Here is a 26,146-nt window from a genome sequence, read left to right on the forward strand (position 1 = left end):
CATTACTTAATTTGCGGACACTCGCCTGTCACTCAGGCCCTCACAGCGTTGCCGCCATTGATGCCGATATGTTTGTAACTGGCTATACAATTCTTGATGCATGGCCACCTGTTGGTAGTTGATCCGCCAGGGATTCTGCTGATAGGCCAGCATGGCCATACCGACGGTTGTGCCGGTTTCATCCCGACTGAAAAAGACCGCCTGTTGAGGGCGTAATGTCGCCAGTATCCACAGGTACAACTCGTTACCGGCAAACGCCCCTTCGATAATCAGGTCTCCGCGCTGCTGTTGCAACGTCAGACATTCATCGCTCATCAACGCCACATACAGAGTCGCCAATGCAGTCTTTTGCGCGGCAGTCAATTGCTCATACGGTCCGCAAATATAGCCCTGGTGATGTTGAAAAGGCCCACCCTGGTTCGAAAATGCTGGGATCGCATATACCTGCTGCGCCAGCACTGCCTGCAAATCATCCTGTGTGGCCGGTTGATCCGTAGCCAGCTGCTGCCATTCCCGCCCTCCCATAAATCGAATCGAGGGGACCGGTTGAGCAAACACAGAGACATTGGCCAGCATATCCAATTGTTCATTTAAACCGGACAGTGACGCGCCAACAGCGGTAATTATCGTCCAGGTGCCGCTGGAAATAACACCAAACGGCGCTGATCGACTCAGCAGATGCGGCACCAACGATGCGTTGCTGTCATGAATTCCATTAACCACAATACAATCTTCAGCCAATCCCAATTCCCGTGCCAGTTCCGGCAGGATTGTCCCCAGAGACTCGCCGGCGGCCCGCACGGGTGGAAATAACTTCCGCCAGTTTTGCTGATCTACCAGGGTCGAAAAATCATCTTTGTCCGGAGCCCAAAGATCAGTATGACAACCCAGTGACGTTCTTTCTGATGCCTTTACACCGGTCAAACGCCAGCCCCAGTACTGGGGATACGTCAGCAACGCAGTCACACGTGCAAACTGCTCGGGAAAACAGTGCTGCTGCCAGAATAATTGTGCGCCAAGGTTGAGTCCGGCTGATAGCTCCGGGCTATAACTCTGTTCAAACGCCGGTCTTAATGGCCGGTACAAGGAGCGGGTCTGCGCAAAGCCATCGTATTCATAATCGGCAATCGGCAGTACCAGGCCGGTATCGTCCACACAGGCAATAGTGGCACCATGGGTCGTCACGGCAATGGATCGAATGTCAAACCGCGCCGCCAGAGTCGTTAGCATGATTTTCAACCAGGCCCAGATAGCGTCACTGTCCACATGTGGGTAAAGACCATCCTGGCGGACAATATTGGTGGACCGTTGTAAGGCCAAAAGCATCCCGGTCTGAAGGTCCACGGCAGACAGTTTGATATGGGTTTTACCGATATCAAAGACAGCAATGACCGCAGTTTTCATGTGCAACTCCCGGCCAGATAAAACATTTCTGTCAGCGGTCTGGCCAGGGGTTCATTGGAATCTGGCAGGGTTTCCATAATGTCCGCCATGTGGTTCCACCAGCGTTGCATGACCGGGTGACTGCGAACACGCTCCGGATCAAAATCATCGCCCGCTTCAAAAATCGCAAACAACTGCAAGCTGTCAGGCTCCAGAAAGATGTAATAATCTGAAATACCGCACTGGTCCAGGTGTTCAGCCAGCTCCGGCCAGAGTTCGTCATGGCGGCGGCGATATTCGGCTTCGCAGCCGGGAAACAGCTGCATTACTGAAGCAAATTTCATCGCTTTACCTCACCTTTCGACGCTGTTTCAGTTTATTCAATACGACCGGAACACTGATCACACTGATTAACATGGCACCAATAATAATGGTCATCACTATGCCGGGTACATTCAACAAGCCCAAACCGAAAGTGACCAGTCCCATCAGCAACACCGCGAGCACCACCCCGGTCATGCTGCCAGCCCCACCTGCAATACTGACACCGCCCAGTACGACCATGGTCACAATGCTCAGCTCCCAGCCAATGGCGATGGAAGGGCGGGTACTGCCCAGTCGCGACGTCAGCAAAATAGACGCCAGACCTGATAACATGCCGACCAGCATAAACAGGATCACTTTGTGACGATTCACCTGTATGCCGGAGTAGAGTGCCGCCACTGGATTATGACCAATCGCATAGGTGCGACGCCCAAAGTTGGTATGATGCAGCAACACATAAAATACCAGCGCCAGTCCCAAAAACAGGATAAATTCAAACGAAAACACCCAGACCACATAGCCCTGACCAAAGTATTCAAAACCGTCCGGATATTCTGTAAACGCGCTGTCTCCCAGAATGACATAGGTGATACCCCGATAAAGACTCATCGTGCCAATGGTGACAACGATCGATGGAATACCGAACCCGGTAACGACCAAGCCATTAAACAAACCGCAAAGCAGGCCAACCAGCAACGCAATACCAACCAGCGTTTCGGTGCCAAACCCGGCCTGTGCCGCCAGCCCCATACAGACCGATGCCAGCGCCATCGTCGATGCCACCGACAGGTCAATTTCGCGACAGATGATCAACATGGCCATGGGCAGTGCGATCAACGCTTTTTCAGTAAAATTAAACGTGGCATCCGACAGATTCCACGGATCAAGAAAGTAAGGCGATGCCAGGCTGTTCAGGATAAATACCATGGCAATGACCAATAGCAGGAAAATTTCCCAACGAAACAGATAACGACGTACCGGTGTAGACAAACTGTCGGGGACGGGATGATGTTTCATAACCTGGTCCATATCTGATTATCCTCTGGCCATGTTTAAGGTTGGAGTCCGTAAAATCACCCGGCCTTTACGACGCTCAGCTCTGGAGTTGGCGATCACGGCGACAATAATCACAGCACCGGATATGGCCATCTGCCAGAACGGTGACACGCCTATGACGGGCAAGGCATTATTGATAACCCCAAGAAACAGAGCCCCAAGTACACAACCGACAACAGTTCCGATTCCTCCCATAATACTGACTCCCCCAATCACACAGGCCGCGACGACCTGAAGCTCAAAGCCGTTGGCCACATCGACATAGGCAACCGCATAACGGGACACCCACAGGTAACCACACAGCCCGGCCAGCAGACCGGAGATGACAAAAGCCCGAAACTGCACCCAGCCAACATCGATACCGGTATAAAACGCCGCGGTGGGATTACCGCCGGCACTGAAAAAATCACGCCCGAAGCGCCAATAGCGGGTGAGCAGGAAAAACACCAGCACCACCGTCAGCGCAATCCAACTCATCACTGGCAACCACGCGATGGTAGTGCGTGGAAACTCAATAAATCCGGCACTCATCTGATGGGCATTCACCCAGGCTCCATGAGAGAGCAGAAATACAGCCCCCCGATAAATACTCATGGTGCCCAGAGTCACGACAATTGCCGGGACTCCCAAACGCCAGACCAACAAGCCGTTGATCATTCCCAGTAATGCCCCCAAAGTCATTGCCAGCAGCAACAGCCACGGTACGGCAATAAACGGATAACTGGCATTCAGCATGGCAACCACCATGCCCGTCAGGGCCACATTGGCAGCAACGGACAAATCAATGCAGCGGGTGACGATCACCAGCATTTGCCCCAATGCCAGAATGATCAGAATAGACGTATCATTAAAGGCTCCGAGCAAGCTTCCGGCGGATAAAAACTCTGGGGTAATCAACCCTACTGCCAGAATCAATACCAGGATAACGACTCCCAGAAAGCTTTCACGACGACGTATCAGCGATAACGGTTTCATGCGGCTTTCCCTCCCGTTGCGGCGCTGACAATTTTCTGTGCGTTTGCTTCACTTCGGTGAAAATGTTTCACCATGACACCTTCATGCATGACAATTATCCGGTCCGCCATACCGAGAATTTCAGGTAATTCAGAACTGACCATGATCACCGCCAGTCCTTCGGCAACCAGTTCAGACATAAACCGATGCACCGCTGCCTTGGAAGCGATGTCGATACCCTTGGTCGGTTCATCGAGGATGATGACTTTCGGCTGAGTGGCCAGCCATTTGCCGATCACCACCTTTTGCTGATTGCCGCCGGAAAGATTACCCACCTCCTGACTCCAGCTCGCGGCTTTAACATTTAAGCGCTCACCATATTCCCGGGCCAGTTCATATTCAGACTGCTCATTCAAAAAGCCCCAACGGTTCAAACGACTCAACTGCGGCAGACTGATATTCTGAAAAATCGGCAAATTCAATACCACTCCCTGCTGCTGCCGTTCTTCCGGCACATATACCAGTCCGGCCGCTATGGCTTCTGCGGGTGAATGAAACCGGGTTTGGCTGCCGTCAATCATAATCCGCCCGGTAGCGGCTTTGGAAAGGCCATATAAAGCCTGCATGACTTCGGTACGACCCGAGCCGACCAGTCCGTAGAAACCAAGAATTTCTCCGGCATGAACGTCGAAACTGATATTGGTAAATTCACTTGGATGACAGAAATTTTCCACCTCCATGACCGGGGCACCAATATCGACGGTTTGCTTGGGATAAGTATCTTTGATACTGCGGGCCACCATCATTTCCACCAGTTCTTCCTCACGGACATTGCTGATCAACCCTTCACCCACAAAACTACCGTCACGGTAAACCACATAACGATCAGCCACAGCAAAAATTTCATCGAATTTATGGGTGATAAACATGACCGCCTTGGAAGATTGCTTCAGGCGTTCAATGATGCGATACAGCTCTTCAATTTCGTGATAAGACAACGCGGCCGTGGGCTCATCCAGAATCACCACTCGGGCATCCACGGACAAAGCCCGGGCAATAGCCACCATATGTTTCTGGGCGATACTCAGTTCTTTAAGTGGCGTTTGCGGATCAATCGGCGCATCGATCTGGGCCAGAATTTCACCACTACGCTGATACATCTGCGGCCAGTCCAGGCGTTTCAGCAGACCCTTGGTCAGATAATTTCCGGCAAAAATATTTTCAGCGACACTTAATTCATCAAACAACACGGTTTCCTGATGAATCACTGTAATGCCCAGTTGCCGGGCCTGTTCGGGTGTTTGGATCACAACCGGTTGACCGCAAACGTAGATATCGCCGCCATCAGGTTGATAAATTCCGGTAATGGTTTTCACCAGAGTGGACTTGCCGGCACCGTTTTCACCGACCAGCGCGGTCACCTCACCAGGATATAAATCCAGTTTGACACCATCCAGGGCTTTGACCCCCGGAAAAGTTTTGGTGAGATTCCGCAGTGACAAAACTGCCTGATCTCGTTGCATAAGTTGTTGTTTTTATTGTTGTTGGTTTGTGAATCGGAGCCATCGCTCTGACCCGCCCGCTTTCGAGTCGTTGTTATGATCACAACATCGTGACAGAAGACTGCTGCTCCAACACAGCAGCCTTCAAAATACCGGATCAAAAAATCGACGCAAATTCCTTCACATTAGTCACGTCATATACAAAAGGGTCTGACATGGCAGCGTTGCCATCTTTGTCCAGTTTGGCAGTACCCATGCGTCCCATACCCACTTCGCTTTTAGTCGCCTTACCCTTGACCAGATTGTAGGCGATATAGGTAGCAGAATAACCAAGATCGATCGGATTCCAGATGGCGAAACTGTGAATGGCACCAGATTCAACGTGCCCGGCCAGTTCTGATGGCAGTCCTAAACCGGTGACATAGACTTTGCCAATCAGATTCTGATCACTGACCGCCTGAGCCGCAGCCAGAATACCAACGGTCGTTGGCGCGACAATCACATCCAGATCCGGATGATTACGGATCAAAGCCACCGCCTCACGATAACTTTTATCGGCCAGGTCATCACCATAAACCGTATCCACCAGCGTCAATTGTGGAAATTCCGGCGCAGCTTTTTTCATTTCCTCAATCCAGATATTCTGATTGGTCGCCGTCGGCGAGGCGCTGAGAATGGCCCACTCGCCCTTGCTTTCGCCTTTGGCTTTTAACGCATCGGCAGCCAGCTTAACATTCATACGGCCGATGAGTTCATTGCTGGAGGGGTTAAGATGAATTGAACGACCGGCCGGAGCCACACCTGAATCCCAGGAAATGACTTTAATCCCGCGTTTCTGTGCCCGCTGAAGAATGGGGACCAATGCATCCTGATCATTGGCTGATACCGCAATGGCATCGACTTTCTGGGCAATCAGAGAACTGATCACTTCAATCTGGCCTTCGGCCGTCGTGGATGTCGGGCCGGTATAAATCACTTCTACATCGCCAAGTTCTTTGGCAGCTTCCTGAGCTCCTTTATTAGCAGCTTCAAAGAAGCCGATCCCCAGAGCTTTGACCACCAGGGCAATACGGACATTTTCGGCATGTGCCGGGTTTACCAGCAGCAAAGACAGAACCGTCAGCAGGACTGACAACAGGTTAATTCGCATTGTACTCTCCGATTTTTATTTTTGTTTTATTAGCCTGCCAATAAAAAATTCCTGGTTTTATCAGCAGGTTACGGTTGCCCCCGGCCGGCCAGGCGTTGCACCCACGACGACCGGCATTGCTTAACCAGCGGGCTCAACACTATCAACATCATTTTTTGCGATCACCAGCTGGCTTCCCGCCGCCTCGATCATTTTTCGGCTTTTCGCATCGATACCATCATCAGTAATGACGATATCAATTTTGCTCAGTGGACATACCAGCAGATTACTGCGGTTTTGAAATTTACTGCTATCCACCAGCAACACTCGGCACTCGGCCTGATCCATCAGTTTCATGACCGCCTGCACGATTTGAGGATCCGCTTCCATAACGCCCTGAGGCCCCACACCATGAGCGCCAATAAACAGCAGAGAAGCATAATATCGACTGGAAATATCATCCGGGAATGGACTCAAAATGATGTTCTGATCCCGGTAGATACTGCCACCCGGCAGCGTCACCACACATTTACTGCGCTTGACCAGCTGCTCGGCAATGACAAACGAATTGGTCAACACTTGCAGCTTGCGCGTACGCATGAACTCTGACATGAAGTAGGTGGTGGTCCCACCGCTGATGGAAATGGACATGCCATCCTCCAGCAATTCCACCGCTGCCTGGGCAATTTGCCGTTTGGCTCGGGCATTAATTGTCTGGTTAACGGAATATGGCCTTCCAACCAGACTGACATTGGTCGGTGGATGCAGGGCTTCTGCCCCTCCCCTCACCTTTTTTAACTTTCCCTTTTTATGTAAATCATTGATATCACGCCGAATGGTCGCTTCCGATGCACCGAGCAGATCCACGAGATAACTTAATGTGGCAATCGGTTTTTCTTCCACTTCCGCCAGAATGATTCGATGACGTTCAACTTCATGCATTAGGCATCCTCTTGCGTCACTATATTTCACAATCTTTCATTTGCAAGCATTTTTTGCAATGTTATGATCGATATTGACAATAAAAATAATTAAACCAATAATTTTCAATCACTATCGATCATCCCGGCTATTCTAACGGCTGTTTTGTGCTAACACACGCGTCAAAACCGTCATTCCCGGTCAAGGTCGAGACTGATGAAACAATAAACATAACAACGATCATTTCCATTCAACTCCAGAAAACCAGACAACGCGGTCTTTGGAGGGAAGCAACCATGAACAACGGTCCGTCAGCGGGATTGCAAATGACGCGGGCTGTGTCAAACCGAGGTGCCGAATGCCAACAAACAATAACAATCAAATTCCCAACCTGTGGGATGACACCAGAGCCGCCTCTCTGTCAGAAGCGGAATTGCTGCTATATCGTTCAAACCTGCTGGGTAGCGATAAACGGGTAACCAACTATGGCGGCGGCAATACTTCTGCCAAAATCCAGCAATCAGATCCGCTCAGCGGTGAAACCGTGACCGTACTCTGGGTTAAAGGCTCCGGCGGGGATATCGGCAGCATGGCGCTGGATGGTTTCGCCACCTTATACCTGGACAAACTCAACACCCTGAAAACACTTTACCGGGGCGAAGAGTACGAGGATGAAATGGTTGGCTATCTGCCCCATTGCACCTTCAACCTGAACAACCGGGCAGCCAGTATCGATACACCATTACACGCCTATGTGCCGTTCACCCATGTGGACCATTTGCATCCGGATGCGGTGATTGCTGTTGCAGCCTCCCAAAACAGTCGGGAACTGACCGAAGTGATTTTTGGTCAGGATATCGGCTGGTTACCCTGGCGTCGGCCAGGCTTTCAACTGGGACTGGAACTGGAACAGATTGCCCGTGAAAACCCACACCTGAAAGGCGTCGTGCTGGAGGCCCATGGTCTGTTCACTTGGGCGAACGATGCCAAAAGCTGTTATGAAACATCACTGGCCATGATCAACCGGGCGCAGCAATGGCTCGATCAGAAGCTGCAGAATCAACCAGCCTTCAACGGCCAGCGCCACGAGAGTCTGAGTGCCACCAAACGACAGCAGATTGCCAGTCAGCTGATGCCGATTATTCGTGGCAAAACCAGCCATCATCAGCGTCAGATCGGTCATTTCAATGATGCGCCGGAGGTGCTGGAATTTGTGAATTCCCAGGCCCTGATATCACTGGCGGAACTGGGCACTTCCTGTCCGGATCACTTCCTGCGAACCAAAATCAAACCACTGGTGCTGGAGTACAACCCAGAACAGGACAATCTCGCCCAGGTCATAGACAGTCTGGACGCCCAGCTGCAAGCCTATAATCAGGATTACGCCGCCTATTACGAGCGCTGTAAGCACCCAAACAGCCCGGCCATGCGCGACTCCAATCCGGTCATTTATCTGGTGCCAGGAGTCGGCATGTTGTCGTTTGCCAAAGATAAGGCTACCGCCCGCATTGCCGGCGAATTCTATCTGAATGCCATCAACGTTATGCGCGGTGCAGCGGGCGTGAGTGACTATATGGGGTTACCGGAACAGCAGGCGTTCAACATTGAATACTGGCTGCTGGAGGAAGCCAAATTACAGCGCCAGCCCAAACCCAAATCCCTTGCTGGCAGAGTTGCTGTGGTAACCGGTGGTGCCGGTGGTATCGGTCAGGCGACGGCCGCACGGTTGATCCGCGAAGGTGCCTGCGTGTTATTGCTGGACATTGACGCTGAAGGCCTGGCACGTACCGAATCTCACTTTCGCGACACTTTCGGCGCAGACAATATCAGCAGCTTCACCATGGATGTGACTCAGGAGCAGGAAGTGGCAGCCGCACTGCAACATTGCTGCCTGACGTTCGGCGGGGTGGACATTCTCGTTTCCAATGCGGGCATCGCCTCTTCAGCCCCACTGGACGAAACCACGCTGGAGCTATGGCAGCGAAATCAGGATATTCTGTCGACTGGCTACTTTCTGGTTACCAGGGAAACCTTTAAAGTCATGAAGCAACAGAATATAGCCGGCAACATTATTTTCGTATCAAGCAAAAATGGTCTGGTGGCTTCGGCCAATGCCAGCGCTTACTGCACCGCCAAAGCCGCGGAAATTCAACTGGCCCGCAGTGTCGCTCTGGAAGGTGCACCGCTGGGCATCCGCGCCAATGTGGTAAACCCGGACGCAGTCTTGCGGGGATCCAAAATATGGACCGGAAAATGGCGGGAGGAACGCGCCAGTGCCTATAACATGTCTGTTGACGAACTCGAAGAGCATTATCGTCAGCGTAGTCTGCTGAAGTTGAATGTGTTGCCCGAGGACATCGCCGAGGCCATTTACTTTTTCGCCTCAGATGCGTCAGCCAAATCCACTGGTAATATTTTGAACGTTGATGCGGGTCATGCCCCATCGTTTACCCGCTAACCGATTGGAGGAAGGACTGATGACAACCACAAAAATCTCAACAGATCTCATCCAGCAGGAAAACCATCGTCGCCAGGACTGGCTACAACAGGATTATCAGGCGCTGGCGGAAAAACTGCAGCGCCAGCATATCGATATTACAACAGTGACCGCTCAGGCGCAGACGCTGCAGGTGGCATTGCCGTCCTGGGGTGTGGGCACAGGCGGCACTCGCTTTGCCCGCTTTCCCGGTATCGGAGAACCACGCAATATTTTTGAAAAGCTGGACGATTGTTCGGTGATACAGCAACTGGGACGTATGACACCCAATATTTCTTTGCATATTCCCTGGGATAAACCTGACGATCCCACGGAATTAAAACAATATGCCGAAGCTCTGGGTCTTGGATTCGATGCCATGAATTCCAATACCTTTCAGGATCAGGCCAACCAGGGTCTGTCGTACAAATACGGCAGCCTGACGCATACCCGTGCTGAGGTGCGGCAACTGGCGATTGCTCACAATATCGAAGTGATTGAACTGGGCCGACAGCTCGGCTCCAAAGCATTAACGGTATGGATTGGTGATGGTTCCAATTTCCCCGGTCAACAGCATTTCAGTCTCGCCTTTGGCCGCTACCTGGAAAGCGCCGGACAGATTTATCAGGCGCTGCCATCCGACTGGAATATGCTGCTGGAACACAAAATGTTTGAGCCGGCTTTTTATTCCACTGTCATCCAGGACTGGGGCAGCAGCTACCTCGCGGCCAAAGAAACCGGTGAACGTTGCCGGTGTCTTGTCGATCTCGGCCATCATGCCCCCAATGTTAATATCGAGATGATTGTTTCCCGTCTGGCGCAGTTTGGCAAACTGGGTGGTTTTCATTTCAATGACAGCAAATATGGCGATGATGATCTCGACAGCGGTTCGATTAATCCTTATCAACTGTTTCTGGTGTTTAATGAACTGGTTGATATTCAAGGCAATATGCCGTCATTTTCACCATTCTACATGCTCGATCAATCCCACAATGTGACCGACCCGATTGAAAGCCTGATCTACAGTGCCGCCGAAGTACAGCGCGCCTACATCAAGGCACTGCTGGTGGACCGCACAGCCTTATCGCAGTACCAGGACAATAATGATCCTCTTATGGCACAGGCAACACTGAAGGCGGCGTATAATCTGGATGTCGAACCGATCTTACAAATGGCTCGTATGCAAAGCGGCGGCGCGATTGACCCGATTGCCTGTTATCGGGCCAGTGCCTACCGACAGCAATGTGCCCGACAACGACCAACCGACAAACACGCTACCGGTTCCGGGATCATTTAGCCGTTAATCTCATCGTGTCTGCCTGCTGGTCACAGGCAGACGGTATACTGTCAGTAACATAAGAATAACAATATCTCCCTGCGGTACCACATCTCACTGATCTGGAGGAGTTTTATTGTTTGTGATTAACCCGTTACCGGGTCGTTAATCATGCCAGTATCTCTGGCACAACAATAACCCACAATCAGAGTCATCAATATCATGAAAATATTTGTCTCAATTCCAACCCTGTTTATAACACTGTCAACGACCCTGGTGACCATGCCGGTACAGTCTGCTCCCAGTGTTGGTAAAACCGAAGAATCCATCATGACCACCGATGCCACAACCTGGTGGGATGATCGCTATGGTGATGGTTATCTGAGTAGCATGTCCTATTCTCAGGATTCCGTGATCAGTTACGGTGGATGGCAATATGCTGCGTATTACAACCACAACCGCCAGGTGGTGATCAGGCGTCGACAGCTTCCCGGCGGCAACTGGGATAGCCTGACTCTGAGTGATTACACACAGACCGAAAACGATAATCACAACAACATTTCGCTGGGCATATCGCCCCTGGATGGTCGTATTCATGTGTCTTTTGATCATCATGACAGCAACCTGCACTATCGTCTGTCAGTGGCCGGTGTTGCCAATTACCCGAACAGCTACAGCTGGAACAACGCCTTGTTTTCCAGTGTTCAGAGTCACCTGGATAACGGCACTATCAACCCATTAACTTATCCGCGTTTTATCACCGCCGGTGATGGCACCATGATATTTGAAGGTCGCATCGGCCAGAGCGGCAATGGTGAAAGCTGGTTGTGGCGCTATAACAATGACGGTCATTGGACAGAACTCGGCAAGTTTATCGAAAACAGCTACAACGGCGGTGATGCCAATGCCTACTTTTTTGGCATTCAGTTTGATACCCACAACCGTTTGCATGCTGCCTGGGTATGGCGGGAAAATTTTGGCGGCAACTCCAACCATGACATCATGTACGCCTACAGCGATGATTACGGTCGAACCTGGCGTAATAATGCCGGGAGGCTGGTAGCGGTCACGGGTCAGTCTTTTATCACCCGGGATTCTGATGTAAAAATATGGACCATTCCCACCAATTCCGGGCTGATCAACCAGGAAGCCATGGTCGTGGATCTGCAGGGGCGCGTACACGTTTTAGCCCGCAGAGATATCGACGGTAGCAACAGACAGGTTCATTACTGGCGCGACACCCGCGGTCAGTGGTCGCAAATGGACACCGGCATCAAAACCAAGATCTGGGATAACCGCTCCAAGCTTGCGTATGATAAGGATGGCAACCTCTATGCCATCATGCCGAATATTCAGATCGCTTCCGCCTCCGCAAACAAGCACTATACTGACTGGACCGTCGTCAATCTGGATGACAACAGCCGCTATACCCATTCAGAACCTCTGATCGATTTTTATGGCCTCAAACAAGGTCGGGATGAATTGTACGTGTACGCTCAGAAAGGCACCGTCAAACAGACATCCGGCGACATTGCCATTCTCAAATATCAACTCAATGGCCGTCCATTCCAAGGTTGGTCTCTGTGTGCCAATGAAGGTCAGCAATGTGAATTCAGCGGTACCCGTGAGGTTCGCTATGGTTATGATGGAACCTATAACAGCGGTACGTTTACGAATGCTACAGAGTGCAACAACAGTGTGTTCGGAGATCCGATTCGCGGAGTTGAAAAAACCTGCGAAATCCAGCTAAACCAGGATGAAAGTGCACTACCATGGATTTATTGTGCCGGTGAGAACCAAACCTGTCAGTTTCAGGGTATCCGTACAGTTCGTTACGGCGCTAATGGCCACTATTTTTATGGTCAGCACAGTGATGGTATCAGCTGCAGCAACAGCGCCTTTGGCGATCCTGTCAGTGGTGAGTGGAAGTCCTGTTACTATAAATAAATAGGAAAAACAGCTTCACTTCAGAAAGACCTACAGATCCCCGGAGACATCGTACCCGGGGAACTTCCTTGTCAGCCCTCCGTTTGTTTCCATCCTTCCAGAAACGGAATGCTATTTCACTGCCCCGCCAATATCGGTTGAAAAAAAAATTATATTTTTTGGGAACTTTAAGATTGCACCGCAGTCAAAGTTTGTGTTGCCACATCTGTGGAACGAAATAATAACTGACTCCATCGTTAACATATTAAGGATTTCAACATGAACAATTCTCGTAACAAACTGACCGGTGCTGCTCTGGCGATCGCTGCTGCTTCTCTGTTTACCACAACTGCACTGACGTCTGGTCTGGTCTCGGCCAAAAGTGCGGAAGTACAGTGTTGGGGCGTAAATACCTGCAAAGGTCATAATGACTGCAAAACAGCCAGTAACGACTGCAAAGGCATGGGCAGTTGCAAAGGTCAGGGCTTCCTGAAAATGGATAAAGATCTTTGTGCAAACCTTGGCGGAACGGTTAAGTAACGAACTTTTTTGTTATTTGGAATATCGATAACGCATTCATGTCCGCTTTAATAAGGCATGAGTGCGTCGGTTTCATACCATGAAAACCAATATGGCGAGAGTACAGCATCATGCATGAACGTCCAGAATTCGCGGGCTATGGTCTTGGTTTACGCCCCGACTATTACTCCGAGATACTCGATACCCGGCCACCGGTGGACTGGTTCGAAATCATCAGCGAAAATTTTATGGTGGAAGGCGGCAAACCATTACACTTTCTGGATCGCATCAGCGAACTGTATCCGATTGCGATGCATGGTGTGTCACTGTCCATCGCTTCAACTTCGCCACTGAATTACGATTACCTGGCCAGACTGCAGAGACTGATTGACCGGGTCAATCCGCTATGGGTATCTGATCATTTGTGCTGGACCGGACTCAGTGCCCACAACTCCCATGATCTGTTACCCATTCCCTACAATGAAGAAAGTGTTCGTCATGTGGCAGAACGGGTTCGTCAGGTACAGGATATTCTGGGACGGAGAATACTGCTGGAAAATTTATCCAGTTATGTCAATTTTAACACCTCGGATATGGATGAATGGTCATTCGTGTCCACCGTGGCTGAAGAGGCAGATTGCTGGTTGCTGCTGGATGTGAACAACATTTACGTCAGCGCCCGTAACCATGGCTTTGATCCTGTGGCTTATCTCAATGGTATTCCTACCGACAGAGTGGCGCAGTTTCATGTAGCCGGCCATTCCGACTATGGCGATTATGTCATTGATACCCACGATGCGCCGGTCAGCGATCCTGTCTGGCAGCTGTACCATCAGGCCGTTCAACGGTTCGGAAAAGTCTCTGCAATGATCGAGCGGGACGATAATATGCCACCTCTGACTGAACTGATGTTCGAACTGAGTACTCTGCGCGAAATCGGCGAACATGCCTCACTGTCATTCATCAAAGCAGGTTGATCTTATGGCTTCGACACTCGCCACTCTGCAGCAGAATTTTCTAAGCGCCATCAGTGGGGTACAAAGTACACCGATTGATGCAGTGTTGGATACTGCCACTCTGACTGCCGCACAGCGTATGGCCATTTACCATAATGCTTATTTTCAACGGTTGCACGAGGTGTTACAGCAGGATTACCCGACGGTACACAGCCTGATTGGCGATGATATGTTTCATCAACTGGCCAAAGACTACACCCTGGCATATCCGTCCACCTACACATCGATCCGCTGGTTCGCAGAGCAGTTACCGGCCTTCCTGGGGCAGGCGGAGCCGTATCGGCAACACGCTATTCTGGCTGAGCTGGGAGAATGGGAAAGGCATCTGCGGGCAGCGTTTGACGGCGCTGATGCGGTTCCTTTGCGGCCGGATAGCTTACAGACTGTGGCGGCAGAGCATTGGCCGCATTTACGTTTCGTATTTGTCCCAACCTTCAGACTTTGCGAACACCGGTTCAATACCGTTGCTGTGTGGCAGGCGCTGAAAGAAGACAGTCCGCCTCCTGAGATTGAGGCCCTGGCCGATAGTGAATATTGGTTGATCTGGCGCTCTGGTCTGCAAACGTCTTATCAGTCTGTCAGTTCTGAGGAAGCAGAACTGATCCAACAGGTTCAGCAGGGCAATCACTTTGCCGGGCTGTGTGAGCTATTGTCAGATCAGCATGGTGAACAAACCGCCCAGGTTGCCATTGGCCTGCTGCAGAAATGGATTCAGGCGGAGATGCTGCAAAGTCTTCATCTGACGACTCGGGATTTTGACGCTGTCGATTTATAGCCTATCCTGAAGCCGCCCCAATGACGGCCTTTGACATAAATCGGTACCGACAAATCATGCATGATTTCACCGGTATCACGCTTATAGGTTTGCAACAAAAACGATTGGGTATGGCTGCCACAGCGTGAGCCGGTGCGATCATCGAAAATACGTTTGGTTCGGTTATGCACCAGATCGTGTTTGTAATCCCCCGTCAACGGCTGTGAATACACCTTGTTGTGAGTTGGAAAATAGCCGTTGTTATCCACCGCGCCGGCATACAATACTTCCGGATTGCGCTTAAGAACCGCCTCCTGAATATCTGGCAGACAACGATCAGTAAAGGCATCAAATCGGGTATTGAATTTTTGTGGATTGGTGTTTTTGATCGGTTGATAGTGACGGTCAAACAAGTCCTGCTCGCTAATGTCTCCTCTGGCGATGGCCTGTTCAAACAAATGCCCGACAGCCACAGCGGTAGCATTCGCTTCTGCCCGGATATCATCATGAATAGAGCCGATATTCACTTTGGCGAACGCACCGTATATGTCCTCCGAGGTATCAGACAATGACAGCGCCTGTGAGGAAATTCGGCTGATATCCTGCTCTGTATGAACCAGCCGGTCGCGGGTGGATTGAATAATACTGATGATCCGGTGCAGATTATCGCGGTTGCTCTGCAGGCTGCCATCAATCTGTTCGATTTCGTTGCCCACCTGATCAGAATACTGCGCCATTGCCCGTAACTGATCACCGATGAGATTCGACATACTCACACTTTCATCAATCGATTTCATTAACAGATGGGTATTACCCACTGAGTCTTTAACAGCCTGATTGATTTCATTCACGGTGGTGCTGATCTGGGCGGTAGCGCTACTGGTTTTATGGGCCAAGTTTCTGACTTCATCCGCCACAACGGCAAATCCGCGCCCCTGCTCTCCAGCCCGCGCGGCTTCAATCGCGGCATTCAGCGCCAGCAGATTGGTTTGTTCGGCAATCTCCCGAATCATATTGGTGACCTGAGAAATCTCCGCGCCTTTTTTCTCCAGATTCACAATCATATTGGCATTTTGTGAAACCTGCTCCCGGGTAGCATGCATCTGTGGCACGATTTTTTGTACCGACTGATAACCGGCTTCATTAACGTCTTTTGCCTTTGACGCACTGGCAACGGCCTGGCGGGTTCGCTCAACAATATCATTCAGCGTGGCTTCGATATCTTTGGAATTCTCCGCAATCTCCGAGACATCGTTGGCTTCATCATGGAATTTTTTCGAAAGCATATCTGCCGCGAACGAAACCTCCGCTGCCGAAATAGCAATCACACCACCTTTTTCAGCCACTTTGCGGGTTATGTCGTGATACATTTTCAACTGCCCCGCCGCGTGCCGAAACTGTGGAGAACGCATGTTCTCTGTGGTGTGTTTATGAGCGTCAGACCCGTTTGTCATTATTTGATCATATTGGACAGCATCGTCCTGAAACGGAGCCAGAAGCCGGAAATAACTGATCAGAAAAGTCAACAGAACACTACATAATGCACTCAGAGATGCCAGCAACCACCCCGGTGAAATAGCCGCCGATAGTACCACTGCACAGATAACAGACACTCCAAGTGCAGGTATAAAGACCTGGAGATTGTTTTTATTTATAATTTTCACCGCCACCTCCGCCAGCCGATCACTCTATCAGTGTAGCCAAATTTTCATCTTCGGCTTTCCGGCCAAACCCGTCATTTTTATCAAACAGACCTTATATTCCACCTAATGACTTTACAATCCATAAATGGAAATGCACATCAGACACAACATAAGTGTCATCTTCCTGTTTCTGCAAGTCGCCAACATCGATCAGTTTTGTCAGTACCTGATTAAGAGATTGTTTAGTAATATCGAAACGTTCCAGACTTTCTTTAGTAAACAAATTTCTGCCATTGAACACTCCGACCATTTTCAGCACTTTTCGTTGTAAGGCAGAATAGCTGCTGAACAATAATCGGAACTCTTCATCTTTCTCCGCGATGATCAGATCGATCACCTGATCGACTGACTCAAACGTCAGTGCCAGCTGATTGGCATACAGCCAATAACCCGTTTGCAGAATTAATTTGGTCTGACCACGAGTGCGCTCGTACAAGTGCTCAAACACCCCCGGCTCAAACTCAGCCTCAAGGCGCTGCTCGCAATACTGTTTAAATTCCTCCATCTCTATACCGGCAATCGAGATGGACGAAGACATGCCATACAAAGGCTTTTGTCGATTGATAAACAGGTTACTGAGTATGCTTTTTTTCGAGCCGGAGAAGACAAACGAAATATACTTCAGCTTTTGCAGGTGGGTTCTGAGTATGGCGTCAATCCGTTTGTCTTTGATTTCCGCCACCTGTTGAAATTCATCCAAAGCGATGACCAGGGATTTATTATGCTTCTCACAGATACGTTCCGCCCCCAACAAAGCATCTTCTATCAATTCATCAAAATCACGACTCAGGGGTTTGGGAGAGAACTTCAGAGAACCACTGGCAGTTGGCTGCATTTCAAAGCTTAATCGCTTAAATGCCGACATCAGTTCCTTGGTTTTGCGCTCAATGGAAAACGGCAGAGCTTTGTAAACAGCCTTATACATGGCAACCGCAACATCATAGGATTCAACACAGGAAAACAAATCAGCAAAGGCATGCAATTTGGTATCCGGCAGAGACTGGAATACGTGATATATCAGGCTGGTCTTGCCGTAACGTCGATCACCAAACAACAGCACATTCTTGCCATCCAGAATGAGCTGCCTAAGCCTTTCTGCTTCCTGTTCGCGGCCAAAAAAATTCTCTGGAGAGGGCAGTTTTTCAAACTGAAAGGGATTTTCCACAATCGTTACTCCCGGTAAATAAAAAACATATACTTAGGGTATATGCCATTATGTTGACATCCCCAAGATACCGCAAGTAAATATTTATTATTTACCGAAATTCGATACTGAACATGACCAATTCAACTTTCATTATTTGAATTCAAGCGCAAGATACGAAGTGTTTTCTCTGTCCAGGTCATTAAATTGAGGCTTATCACCATCAACTGGAAAGCAGATTATGAACACTCACACTCGTTTGACAGCCGATGACCCACGCTGGGCACAGGTCATGGCCAGAGATCCTCAGGCCGACGGACAGTTTGTCTACAGCGTCAGGACCACTGGTGTCTATTGCCGGCCCTCCTGCCCGTCAAGACGCGCAAAACCGGAAAATGTGGCATTTCATGCCAGCCCGGAAGCAGCTGAGCAAGCAGGTTATCGACCTTGTAAGCGTTGCCGACCGAATCAACAACCGACCTCCCGACACTCCACCAGACTCAGTTTCAGCATCGGCCAATGTAGTCTTGGTATGGTCCTGGTGGCACAAAGTTTAGAAGGTCTGCGTGCCATTTTGATGGCAGATGATGCCGAAACTTTGCTAGAAGACCTTAACAACCGTTTCCCGGATACAGCTCTGATTCGGGCCGATCACACACTTGAACAGATTGTCACCCAGGTAATCGACCTGATTGAGCATCCAACGGCTCCCTGCACCCTGCCGCTGGATATGCACGGCACGGCTTTTCAACATCGGGTATGGCAGGCGCTGCAAGACATCCCGGCCGGGCAAACCCAGAGCTATTCCGAAGTCGCCGCCCGTATCAACGCCCCGAAAGCAGCCAGGGCCGTGGCGCGTGCCTGCGCGACCAACGCCCTGGCAGTGGCCATTCCCTGCCACCGGGTAGTTCGCAGTGATGGCAGTCTCTCCGGCTACCGCTGGGGCATTGAGCGCAAGCAGACTTTGCTGACCAGGGAGCAGCCAAGATGACCCTGCCAATTCTGGACAGCAAACTGATTCAACAGTCATTGGAGCAATATGGATACGCCCGAATCAGCAGAGTGCTGACTCCGGAACAATGCCAGCACATCAGCCAGAGCTATGGACAGGCGTCGCTATTCCGCAGCCGAATCGTGATGCAGCGTTACAATTTTGGGGCTGGCGAATATCAGTATTTCGCCTACCCGCTACCTGCGCCTATCGATCAGTTGCGCTATTGGGGTTATGCGGCTTTGTCTCCCATTGCCAATGCCTGGGCGGACGCATTACAGCTCGACCGGCATTTTCCAGAGCAGCTTGATGATTTCCTGCAACGCTGCCATCAACATGGCCAGGTTCGCCCGACTCCGCTGCTACTGCGCTATCAGGCCGGTGATTACAACTGCCTGCATCAGGACCTTTATGGCGAGCATGTATTTCCGCTGCAAATGGCCATCATGCTGTCACAGCCCGGTACTGATTTTCAGGGCGGCGAATTCGCTTTGACCGAGCAACGGCCGCGCATGCAATCGCGTATTGAAGTCGTGCCATTGGCTCAGGGGGATGCGGTGATATTTCCGGTACAATATCGCCCGGCCCGGGGGTCAAGAGGTTATCACCGTGTGCAGATGCGTCATGGCGTCAGCCGTATTCATTCCGGACAACGTTACATGCTGGGAATTATTTTTCACGATGCCAACTGAATATCGCCAACAACTCACACTCGAACTGCCTGATCATTTTCGGATTCAGGACTTTCTGGATTTTCATCGTCGCGACCAGCAAGCGCTGGCCGAACGCGTCAGCACAAATAGCCTGACCAAAGGACTTATGCTGTCAGGCGTTCCCTGTCAGCTGGAGATCGGATTCAATGCAGATCAGATCAACGTGCAACTGACTGCTGCCAAAGAACCCGACCCGCAAAGCAATTCATTATCGGCACTGGCAGCCCATATGCTGGGTCTGTCTCAACCGATCCAGCAGTTTGAACAGATGTTCAGCGATCACCCACAAGTTGGCTCTTTGCTGCGTCAGAATAAAGGACTCAGAATTCCTCAGGCAGCCTCTGCTTACGAGGCTCTGGTTTGGGCAATTATCGGCCAGCAGATCAGCCTGACAGCGGCCATTTCAATTCGTCGCCGGTTTATTCAGGCAGCCGGTCAGCTCACCCTCAACGGCTTATACTGTTTCCCCGACCCCGACAGTGTCAGCCGGATGGATCCGGCAGATATCAAAGGCTGTGGTTTTTCCAATGCCAAAATTCAGGCATTGATGAGACTGAACGAATGGATTCAGGCAACACCGACACTTCCCAACACATTGACAACAGAAACCGCCAAACAACTCAACGAACAACTCCTGAGTATCAAAGGCATCGGCCCATGGACCGTGAGTTATGCATTACTGAGAGGATTTAACTGGCTGGATGGATCACTGCATGGCGATGTCGCCGTACGTCGAAACCTGCAATATCTACTCAAGATGGAGACAGCTGTGGATGCACGTTATACCGAACAGTGGTTGCAACCGTTTTCTCCCTGGCGGGCGCTGATGGCCGCTCATTTATGGGCACAGCAGAGCAGTTCGGGTTATTGAAAAATAAAATTTTTTGTGCCTTCTACGAACAGAACATTGTGGGACTCATAAATACTATGTACCGGCATATGAGTTCCTCTATTTTCATCGATCCGGGCCCGACAATGCTCAAATACTTATGATGACAACCGGCCTGACCAATCCATCCCATAGACCTTTTGCCATCAATGTTAATATGCAAACTTAGCATTTAACATATACCACTATATGCTCTACATTAACTGACAAGAAAAAGGACCTGTTTTCGCAGTCTATTGCCATATTCTTTGGCGGTCTTTGAAGTTTTCTTACTCACGAAAACAATAAGGGTATTCGTACCAAGGAGATTTCCATGAAAGTGTTTCAGCAGTTTCTTCAACTCCTGACAGCTCTACTCCCCCTATCAAGCATACTACTGTCGTTGATTCTCACACCCACGTTTGCCTCAGCAGCCAACTCTGGAGATGTGGATCTCGACAATGACGGTCTGATCGAAATCGAAACCTTAGAAGAACTCAACCAGATGCGCTATAACCTTTTCGGTACCAGCCTTACCGATGAGTATGGCGACAGCAACAGCGAAGGCTGTCCCGCATCCGGTTGTTTTGGCTATGAACTGGTGAATGATCTGGACTTTGATACCAATGGCAATGGAAAACTGTTTGATGATCCATTCTGGAACAACCGCCGTGGCTGGGAACCGGTTGGCACTGAACAATTTCCATTTCAGGCAATGTTTGAAGGCAATAATCATGAGATCAGAAATTTATATATTCATCGCACCGACGAAACCTGTACTGGTTTGTTTGGAGCCATGACGGGAATTGCAATTAAGAACCTGACCTTGACAGGACCGTTAGCTAAAATCTATGCCGGAACCGGAGCAGGAAGCCTGGTTGGGTGCATTGTCCTGAACACTTTCGATACTGACCTTAAGGACAATATCATTAAAAACAACCATAGCAACGTTAGCATCTCCGGCAAAAATAATATTGGCGGACTGATTGGTCAAATATCTACCAGTTATGCAAACACTTATATTCTTAATAACAGTGCCTCAGGTGTGGTTCAGGGGAGTTTTGCTGTCGGTGGCCTGATCGGCGACACAGAGGTGTTTACTGAGTTTTCATTCCTGGTCATAACAAATAACTTCAGATCCGGTCCCACCTATGGGGATACCAATGTAGGAGGCTTGATAGGGTACCATGTGACCGATATTGGGGGCATATCTACAGTCACCTACGGAACTGTCGAAGGCCGTGTAACAGGAGTTAAAAATGTTGGCGGTTTGATTGGAGAAGTAAGTTTGCATTCATACGTCTCACGAAATATTGCCCAGCTAACAAACTCTTCCTCCAGTGCCCGAGTTATTGCAAAGGGTAATCGTGCAGGTGGACTCATAGGACTAGTTGCAATTACCGGAGAAAAAGACATTACCCGACTGTCTATCAGCACCAGCTGGGCCTCTGGCATGGTGGAAGGCGTAGATGAAGTCGGTGGCCTTATTGGTGGATTGTACGCGGGTGACACCATAGAACAGAAAAATACCTATGCCACCGGAAAAGTTATTGGGAACCAATCTGTTGGTGGCCTGATAGGTCATATCGGTACAAGCGAACGCGAAAAGAATACGTTCGCGAATAATTACGCACTTGGAACGGTAAGAGGCAACAATGATACCGGAGGGCTCGTTGGCAGCGTAAAAATCAGAGAAATCACTGATTGGTATCCTGACGAGGAAAGAGGCTTCATGCGTGCATATGAAAACTACTGGGACACCGAAACTACCAGACAAAGTGACAGCGCAATCGGTGATGGCTACACCAGCGCCGAACTCAAATGCCCACAACAACCGGAAGACCCAACCTGCATGACCATACTCTATCATGGCTGGAGTTCCAGCATCTGGGACTTTGGTACCTCCAGCGAGTATCCCAAACTACGATGAGATAACGGATTACTCTTAAGTCCTCCCGCTGCAGGGAGGACATTTAACAGATTACCGTTAAAAAAACCGCTAACCGTTACATTTATGCCGACTTAGCAACAGCATGAGTCAGGGTCAGCGGCTCCCTTTCCAGTTCATGCTGATTAACGCTGAAAATCACTACCGGTATGCCATTGATAATATCCCGATGGCTGTAGCGCTCACCAATACGCTGGGCAACCCGTTTGGAACGTTCATTATTGGGCTGAATAATACTCACCAAATGGCCAAGCCCGGCAATTTTGAACGCCCAGTCACGAGCCGCCAGCGCAGATTCCGTGGCATACCCCTGCCCCCAGGCATCGGGGTGAAAGGCCCAGGCGAGTTCTATACCCGGCCAACCTTCCGGATAAAATAATCCGGTGCGACCAATCAACTCACCGGTTGCTTTCAGTTCGACCGCCCAGATACCAAAACCACGCAGTTGCCAGTGACCAATCAATGTCGCCATTAACCGCCAGGACTCAGTACGATTCAGGGGCCGCCCATCACCGATAAACCGGGTAAAACGCGGGTCAGCATTCATCTCGGCAAAAGTGTCCACATCCCGCTCATCAAAACCTCTCAGGATCAGGCGCTCAGTTTCCAATACAGGGATATAGTTTGGCATCGAACAGGACTCAGCTTATCGTTGAAACAGCCGCCGATCATACAAGCTAAAGAGCGGACAATTAAGCTCCGGTTACACGAACATGGGAGCTATATCGCAAATTAAACACCTATCATTCATTTGAAGGATTGACCCCAAAAGAGACTTTCAGTGTTCATCACCCCCAAATACTGCACCAAATCTGACACTCAGGCCCCGCTACAGCTCCGGCGACAGGGCCATGACGTGTTTAATCTGGACCTGGGATCATATGATCCTCGCTGAATCGATTGACTCAAATCCTAAAGACTCAGCGACCTCCGCCCTCTGAATGGCTTCACCTGGCAGGATTTTGTAGGAGGGAAAGGCAAACCAAGCAATTTTATAATGCCGTATAGATAGACCCACAAACGTCGGGACTGGCGGTAAACTTGAAGTGTTTTACAAAGAACGGTTTAAGGCGTTATATCCAGATAATTGGTAGATAAATGATCATGCAAACCATTATTCGGCTCAATCAGGCTGTTTTGTGATGCTTAACTAAGTAATCACGAATCAGAGAGCGAATATGGAAGAAACCTGAGCGTCTGGCTCACTAGAACTATTAAGACATGGCGATTCGCACATTCGGCTTGATATCGCTTTTGATAGCAGAATTGCTTTCATTGGCGTGGACAATTCAGTTGAGACCTCTATAAGAACTTTTCTTTCTCTTCCAGAAAAAATATCGGGCGTGAATTTCCAACAATAAGGAAGTAGAGGAATCCGGAAATCCCTCTTTGTCAGGATAGCTGTCACTGCAAAAATTAAACTAAAAGTGAGATCAGAGGGGGCTAACAACACACAGTTTATATTGTTCAAAACCAAACAATTTGGATATGATTTCAGCCTTCAATAAAATCTGTTCTGAATAATACGCAAAAAACTTTTATTACTCGCCATGCTCACTGTGCATTTTTCCCAACAAAAACCAACACTGATTTTCTGAGGTATAAATTTGAATAAGGGTTGCGCTTATTTATTAACTGGCAAGGTGGCCAGTGGAAAAACCACTTACGCTCGTAAAATGGAGGCCGAAAAAAAGGCTGTTTTTCTTTCGATTGATGAATTACAGCTTTGTATTTTTGGTAGTTCACCGACACGTGAGCAACTTGATAATTCATACGATGGGGCCCGCGAATATCAATTTAAAGAAGCTTTAAAATTTTTGGAAAACGGGATCGATGTCTTTTTCGATTGGGGGCTCTGGAAAAAAACCGAACGTCTGAAATATAAAGAACAACTTCAAAAACACGGGTTTGAAGTGGTTATTGTTTATTTTAAGGTATCAGCCGAAAAACGTTTGGAGTGGAATTCAAAAAGAAACGCCGGGGGCGATGTGGCATCTTTCAAAATAGAGCCTCACGATGTTGCACTGTTTGATTCCATGTATGAAGAGCCAACAGAAGAAGAGTATGATCTACTGATAACATATTGACAATTAACAAGTGGCTGAGATAAAAATGACGTCCGTTCAGTTATTCCTTGCTTTCGCCACGCATGCTGGCAGCAACAAACCAAATCACGAACGGACGTATTCATGATAGATTTAGCGGTATTGCCTTTTTTCTTTGCCAGTATATTTTTTCTGGTGATCTCACCCGGTCCGGATTTACTACTTATCTCCAGCTATTCATCCACAAACGGCTTTAAGTCAGGACTGGCAATTTCAGTTGGTATTTTCATAGCAGGTATCATTCAAACGATGCTGGTTGCATTAGGATTAGGGCAACTCATGCAGGCGATGCCGGTGGTTGCTTTTGGAGTCAAAATGGTCGGAGCGTTGTATTTATTCTGGCTGGGTATCAATTTGATTCGCTCGTGGTTTGGTAACAAACGGGAACAAGTGGCAAAGGAAAAACCACGGACATTGCCAACGATAAATCTTGTTTATAGAGGGTGCCTGAATAACCTTCTTAATCCCAAAGCCCTGTTGTTTTTCAGCATGTTCCTGCCACAGTTTACAAATGAAGCCTCCAGCCTTTCAGGTCAAATAATGATCCTTGGTCTGATATTAAGCGTCTTTGCATTATTGGTTAATGTTATGCTTGCCTTTTCATTTAGCTCTGTTGGCAGTTATTTGGGTAGCAAGCTTAATATTGGCCGTCATTCTGATGGTCTGTTAGGGTTAATCTTTGTTGGTCTGGCTGCTCGTTTAGCGATATCAAAATGATTGACTTGACCAAGTTTTCGTTCCTCAACGAGCTTGATTTTATACGGTGAAGCACTTCCAACGGATATTCCGATACCATCTGCAATTGCCATAACCTTGGTCTCTTTTCCTCGCTTGGTTTTGCCAACACCCCTTTTTTGGCCGATGCAAACGATCCGTCTGTAAAGGCTTCTTTAAGATAATCTTCCCCTAATCTCCAAGTTCTGAATAAGCTCTCTCAGAACATTCTCGAATACGCCGTCTTGAACCCTGCAATAACACGTTTGATAAGGATGATATCGTTTGGGCAGATCTGTACATGGTGCCCCAGTCTCACATCCTCATTTACGCCAGTAAACTGCGGTGTTGCGAGTGGTGCTTCCTCACCTGCATCAAAACTATTCCTGTTTTTCAGAGGTCCCCTGTTTTCACTTATTGACGCACGAGAATATATTTTGAGACAGGCTCTGTTTGTAATTCGTTGACCCTCTGCAATTTACACGAACAATACGCAAAAATTCCGTGCATCGTCAGTGTCGTTTACGTTATCAGATTGTGGTGGCCCAGTCGTTATGTTGAGTATATTATTACGCCAGAAAAAGCACAGCTTCAATTGCTTGGCACAAGTCTCTTGGTATCAAACAATTGTAGGCCCAGCGATTTACTATTAACCTCGCATTGGCTATGGCCAATGGTGTGGTCCGACATCTCAGTGCATCCCTGCATCACACTATTAACCCGA

At 49.2% G+C, this 26,146-nt stretch carries 22 protein-coding genes; 12 read left to right on the plus strand and 10 right to left on the minus strand.

The genetic code is table 11. The features are described from left to right. Window positions 1-6 precede the first annotated feature (6 nt). The 7 genes from YC6258_RS20415 to YC6258_RS20445 form a co-directional block, all read right to left on the minus strand. A complete protein-coding gene (locus YC6258_RS20415) occupies window positions 7-1,404 on the minus strand; it encodes an FGGY-family carbohydrate kinase (protein WP_044618562.1) in 1,398 nt (465 codons plus the stop codon). Next, entirely contained in the window at window positions 1,401-1,727 is a 327-nt protein-coding gene (locus YC6258_RS20420; RefSeq protein ID WP_044618563.1) for an L-rhamnose mutarotase, read from the minus strand. The genes YC6258_RS20415 and YC6258_RS20420 overlap by 4 nt, the downstream gene beginning before the upstream one ends. 4 nt (window positions 1,728-1,731) lie before the next feature. Further along, window positions 1,732-2,724 (minus strand): ABC transporter permease, encoded by a 993-nt coding sequence (locus YC6258_RS20425; protein WP_245626969.1) that lies wholly within the window; start codon window positions 2,722-2,724, stop codon window positions 1,732-1,734. A gap of 18 nt (window positions 2,725-2,742) precedes the next feature. Continuing rightward, the gene (locus YC6258_RS20430; protein ID WP_044618565.1) at window positions 2,743-3,738 is read right to left on the minus strand and encodes an ABC transporter permease; all 996 of its coding nucleotides are present in this window, start codon (window positions 3,736-3,738) and stop codon (window positions 2,743-2,745) included. Next, complete coding sequence (locus YC6258_RS20435) at window positions 3,735-5,240, minus strand: sugar ABC transporter ATP-binding protein (protein ID WP_044618566.1); 1,506 nt, start codon at window positions 5,238-5,240, stop codon at window positions 3,735-3,737. Before YC6258_RS20435 ends, YC6258_RS20430 begins: the two co-directional genes overlap by 4 nt. A gap of 136 nt (window positions 5,241-5,376) precedes the next feature. Beyond that, window positions 5,377-6,369: a rhamnose ABC transporter substrate-binding protein gene (rhaS, locus tag YC6258_RS20440; protein ID WP_044618567.1), complete on the minus strand. Its 993-nt coding sequence runs from the start codon at window positions 6,367-6,369 to the stop codon at window positions 5,377-5,379. 120 nt (window positions 6,370-6,489) lie between these two features. Then, window positions 6,490-7,290 (minus strand): DeoR/GlpR family DNA-binding transcription regulator, encoded by an 801-nt coding sequence (locus tag YC6258_RS20445; RefSeq protein ID WP_044618568.1) that lies wholly within the window; start codon window positions 7,288-7,290, stop codon window positions 6,490-6,492. A gap of 337 nt (window positions 7,291-7,627) precedes the next feature. Between YC6258_RS20445 and YC6258_RS20450 the strand changes: the two genes are divergently transcribed. The 6 genes from YC6258_RS20450 (at window position 7,628) to YC6258_RS20475 (ending at window position 15,257) form a co-directional block, all read left to right on the plus strand. Further along, the gene (locus YC6258_RS20450) at window positions 7,628-9,727 is read left to right on the plus strand and encodes a bifunctional rhamnulose-1-phosphate aldolase/short-chain dehydrogenase (protein ID WP_044618569.1); all 2,100 of its coding nucleotides are present in this window, start codon (window positions 7,628-7,630) and stop codon (window positions 9,725-9,727) included. Between the two features lie 19 nt (window positions 9,728-9,746). Continuing rightward, window positions 9,747-11,042: an L-rhamnose catabolism isomerase gene (gene rhaI, locus YC6258_RS20455; RefSeq protein ID WP_044618570.1), complete on the plus strand. Its 1,296-nt coding sequence runs from the start codon at window positions 9,747-9,749 to the stop codon at window positions 11,040-11,042. A 201-nt stretch (window positions 11,043-11,243) separates the two neighbouring features. Then, on the plus strand, window positions 11,244-12,968 hold the full coding sequence (locus YC6258_RS20460; protein WP_052830440.1) for a BNR repeat-containing protein: 1,725 nt from the start codon (window positions 11,244-11,246) through the stop codon (window positions 12,966-12,968). Window positions 12,969-13,226: 258 nt separating this feature from the next. Then, window positions 13,227-13,487: a BufA2 family periplasmic bufferin-type metallophore gene (gene bufA2 / locus YC6258_RS20465; protein WP_044618571.1), complete on the plus strand. Its 261-nt coding sequence runs from the start codon at window positions 13,227-13,229 to the stop codon at window positions 13,485-13,487. Window positions 13,488-13,597: 110 nt separating this feature from the next. After that, window positions 13,598-14,443, plus strand: a complete 846-nt coding sequence (gene bufB / locus YC6258_RS20470) for an MNIO family bufferin maturase (RefSeq protein ID WP_044618572.1) — start codon at window positions 13,598-13,600, stop codon at window positions 14,441-14,443. Window positions 14,444-14,447: 4 nt separating this feature from the next. Next, complete coding sequence (locus YC6258_RS20475; protein WP_044618573.1) at window positions 14,448-15,257, plus strand: HvfC/BufC N-terminal domain-containing protein; 810 nt, start codon at window positions 14,448-14,450, stop codon at window positions 15,255-15,257. Here the strand turns inward: YC6258_RS20475 and YC6258_RS20480 are convergent. Both YC6258_RS20480 and YC6258_RS20485 read right to left on the minus strand, forming a co-directional pair. Next, window positions 15,218-16,900 carry a methyl-accepting chemotaxis protein gene (locus YC6258_RS20480; RefSeq protein WP_052830441.1) on the minus strand — a complete coding sequence of 561 codons (1,683 nt, stop codon included), beginning with the start codon at window positions 16,898-16,900 and terminating at the stop codon, window positions 15,218-15,220. The genes YC6258_RS20475 and YC6258_RS20480 overlap by 40 nt on opposite strands. Window positions 16,901-16,991: 91 nt before the next feature. Next, window positions 16,992-18,104, minus strand: coding sequence for an AAA family ATPase (locus tag YC6258_RS20485; RefSeq protein ID WP_044618574.1), 1,113 nt, complete (start codon window positions 18,102-18,104; stop codon window positions 16,992-16,994). Window positions 18,105-18,324: 220 nt separating this feature from the next. Between YC6258_RS20485 and YC6258_RS20490 the strand changes: the two genes are divergently transcribed. From YC6258_RS20490 to YC6258_RS20505, 4 genes are all read left to right on the plus strand, one after another. After that, window positions 18,325-19,074, plus strand: coding sequence for a bifunctional transcriptional activator/DNA repair enzyme AdaA (locus YC6258_RS20490; RefSeq protein ID WP_044618575.1), 750 nt, complete (start codon window positions 18,325-18,327; stop codon window positions 19,072-19,074). After that, window positions 19,071-19,766, plus strand: coding sequence for a 2OG-Fe(II) oxygenase (locus YC6258_RS20495; protein ID WP_044618576.1), 696 nt, complete (start codon window positions 19,071-19,073; stop codon window positions 19,764-19,766). Before YC6258_RS20490 ends, YC6258_RS20495 begins: the two co-directional genes overlap by 4 nt. Further along, window positions 19,756-20,658, plus strand: a complete 903-nt coding sequence (locus YC6258_RS20500; RefSeq protein ID WP_044618577.1) for a DNA-3-methyladenine glycosylase 2 — start codon at window positions 19,756-19,758, stop codon at window positions 20,656-20,658. Before YC6258_RS20495 ends, YC6258_RS20500 begins: the two co-directional genes overlap by 11 nt. A gap of 331 nt (window positions 20,659-20,989) precedes the next feature. Then, window positions 20,990-22,585, plus strand: a complete 1,596-nt coding sequence (locus tag YC6258_RS20505) for a hypothetical protein (protein WP_044618578.1) — start codon at window positions 20,990-20,992, stop codon at window positions 22,583-22,585. Between the two features lie 82 nt (window positions 22,586-22,667). Here YC6258_RS20505 and YC6258_RS20510 read toward each other — a convergent pair whose 3' ends face one another. Further along, window positions 22,668-23,234 (minus strand): GNAT family N-acetyltransferase, encoded by a 567-nt coding sequence (locus YC6258_RS20510; RefSeq protein ID WP_044618579.1) that lies wholly within the window; start codon window positions 23,232-23,234, stop codon window positions 22,668-22,670. Window positions 23,235-24,210: 976 nt separating this feature from the next. Here YC6258_RS20510 and YC6258_RS20515 point away from each other — a divergent pair. Next, entirely contained in the window at window positions 24,211-24,690 is a 480-nt protein-coding gene (locus YC6258_RS20515) for a P-loop nucleotide/nucleoside kinase family protein (protein ID WP_169749002.1), read from the plus strand. 102 nt (window positions 24,691-24,792) lie between these two features. Then, window positions 24,793-25,425, plus strand: coding sequence for a LysE family translocator (locus tag YC6258_RS20520; RefSeq protein WP_044618581.1), 633 nt, complete (start codon window positions 24,793-24,795; stop codon window positions 25,423-25,425). Window positions 25,426-26,146: the final 721 nt, after the last annotated feature.

This window comes from Gynuella sunshinyii YC6258 (assembly GCF_000940805.1).
GTDB classification, from domain to species: domain Bacteria; phylum Pseudomonadota; class Gammaproteobacteria; order Pseudomonadales; family Natronospirillaceae; genus Gynuella; species Gynuella sunshinyii.

Bases quoted from the DNA above. Each gene is read 5' to 3' on its own strand.
- bufA2 (WP_044618571.1), top strand. From the start codon at position 13,227: ATGAACAATTCTCGTAACAAACTGACCGGTGCTGCTCTGGCGATCGCT.
- YC6258_RS20420 (WP_044618563.1), bottom strand. From the start codon at position 1,727: ATGAAATTTGCTTCAGTAATGCAGCTGTTTCCCGGCTGCGAAGCCGAA.
- YC6258_RS20520 (WP_044618581.1), top strand. From the start codon at position 24,793: ATGATAGATTTAGCGGTATTGCCTTTTTTCTTTGCCAGTATATTTTTT.
- YC6258_RS20445 (WP_044618568.1), bottom strand. From the start codon at position 7,290: ATGCATGAAGTTGAACGTCATCGAATCATTCTGGCGGAAGTGGAAGAA.
- YC6258_RS20430 (WP_044618565.1), bottom strand. From the start codon at position 3,738: ATGAAACCGTTATCGCTGATACGTCGTCGTGAAAGCTTTCTGGGAGTC.
- rhaI (WP_044618570.1), top strand. From the start codon at position 9,747: ATGACAACCACAAAAATCTCAACAGATCTCATCCAGCAGGAAAACCAT.
- YC6258_RS20505 (WP_044618578.1), top strand. From the start codon at position 20,990: ATGAAAGTGTTTCAGCAGTTTCTTCAACTCCTGACAGCTCTACTCCCC.
- YC6258_RS20490 (WP_044618575.1), top strand. From the start codon at position 18,325: ATGAACACTCACACTCGTTTGACAGCCGATGACCCACGCTGGGCACAG.
- YC6258_RS20425 (WP_245626969.1), bottom strand. From the start codon at position 2,724: ATGAAACATCATCCCGTCCCCGACAGTTTGTCTACACCGGTACGTCGT.
- bufB (WP_044618572.1), top strand. From the start codon at position 13,598: ATGCATGAACGTCCAGAATTCGCGGGCTATGGTCTTGGTTTACGCCCC.
- YC6258_RS20495 (WP_044618576.1), top strand. From the start codon at position 19,071: ATGACCCTGCCAATTCTGGACAGCAAACTGATTCAACAGTCATTGGAG.
- YC6258_RS20510 (WP_044618579.1), bottom strand. From the start codon at position 23,234: ATGCCAAACTATATCCCTGTATTGGAAACTGAGCGCCTGATCCTGAGA.
- YC6258_RS20415 (WP_044618562.1), bottom strand. From the start codon at position 1,404: ATGAAAACTGCGGTCATTGCTGTCTTTGATATCGGTAAAACCCATATC.
- rhaS (WP_044618567.1), bottom strand. From the start codon at position 6,369: ATGCGAATTAACCTGTTGTCAGTCCTGCTGACGGTTCTGTCTTTGCTG.
- YC6258_RS20460 (WP_052830440.1), top strand. From the start codon at position 11,244: ATGAAAATATTTGTCTCAATTCCAACCCTGTTTATAACACTGTCAACG.
- YC6258_RS20435 (WP_044618566.1), bottom strand. From the start codon at position 5,240: ATGCAACGAGATCAGGCAGTTTTGTCACTGCGGAATCTCACCAAAACT.
- YC6258_RS20500 (WP_044618577.1), top strand. From the start codon at position 19,756: ATGCCAACTGAATATCGCCAACAACTCACACTCGAACTGCCTGATCAT.
- YC6258_RS20475 (WP_044618573.1), top strand. From the start codon at position 14,448: ATGGCTTCGACACTCGCCACTCTGCAGCAGAATTTTCTAAGCGCCATC.
- YC6258_RS20450 (WP_044618569.1), top strand. From the start codon at position 7,628: ATGCCAACAAACAATAACAATCAAATTCCCAACCTGTGGGATGACACC.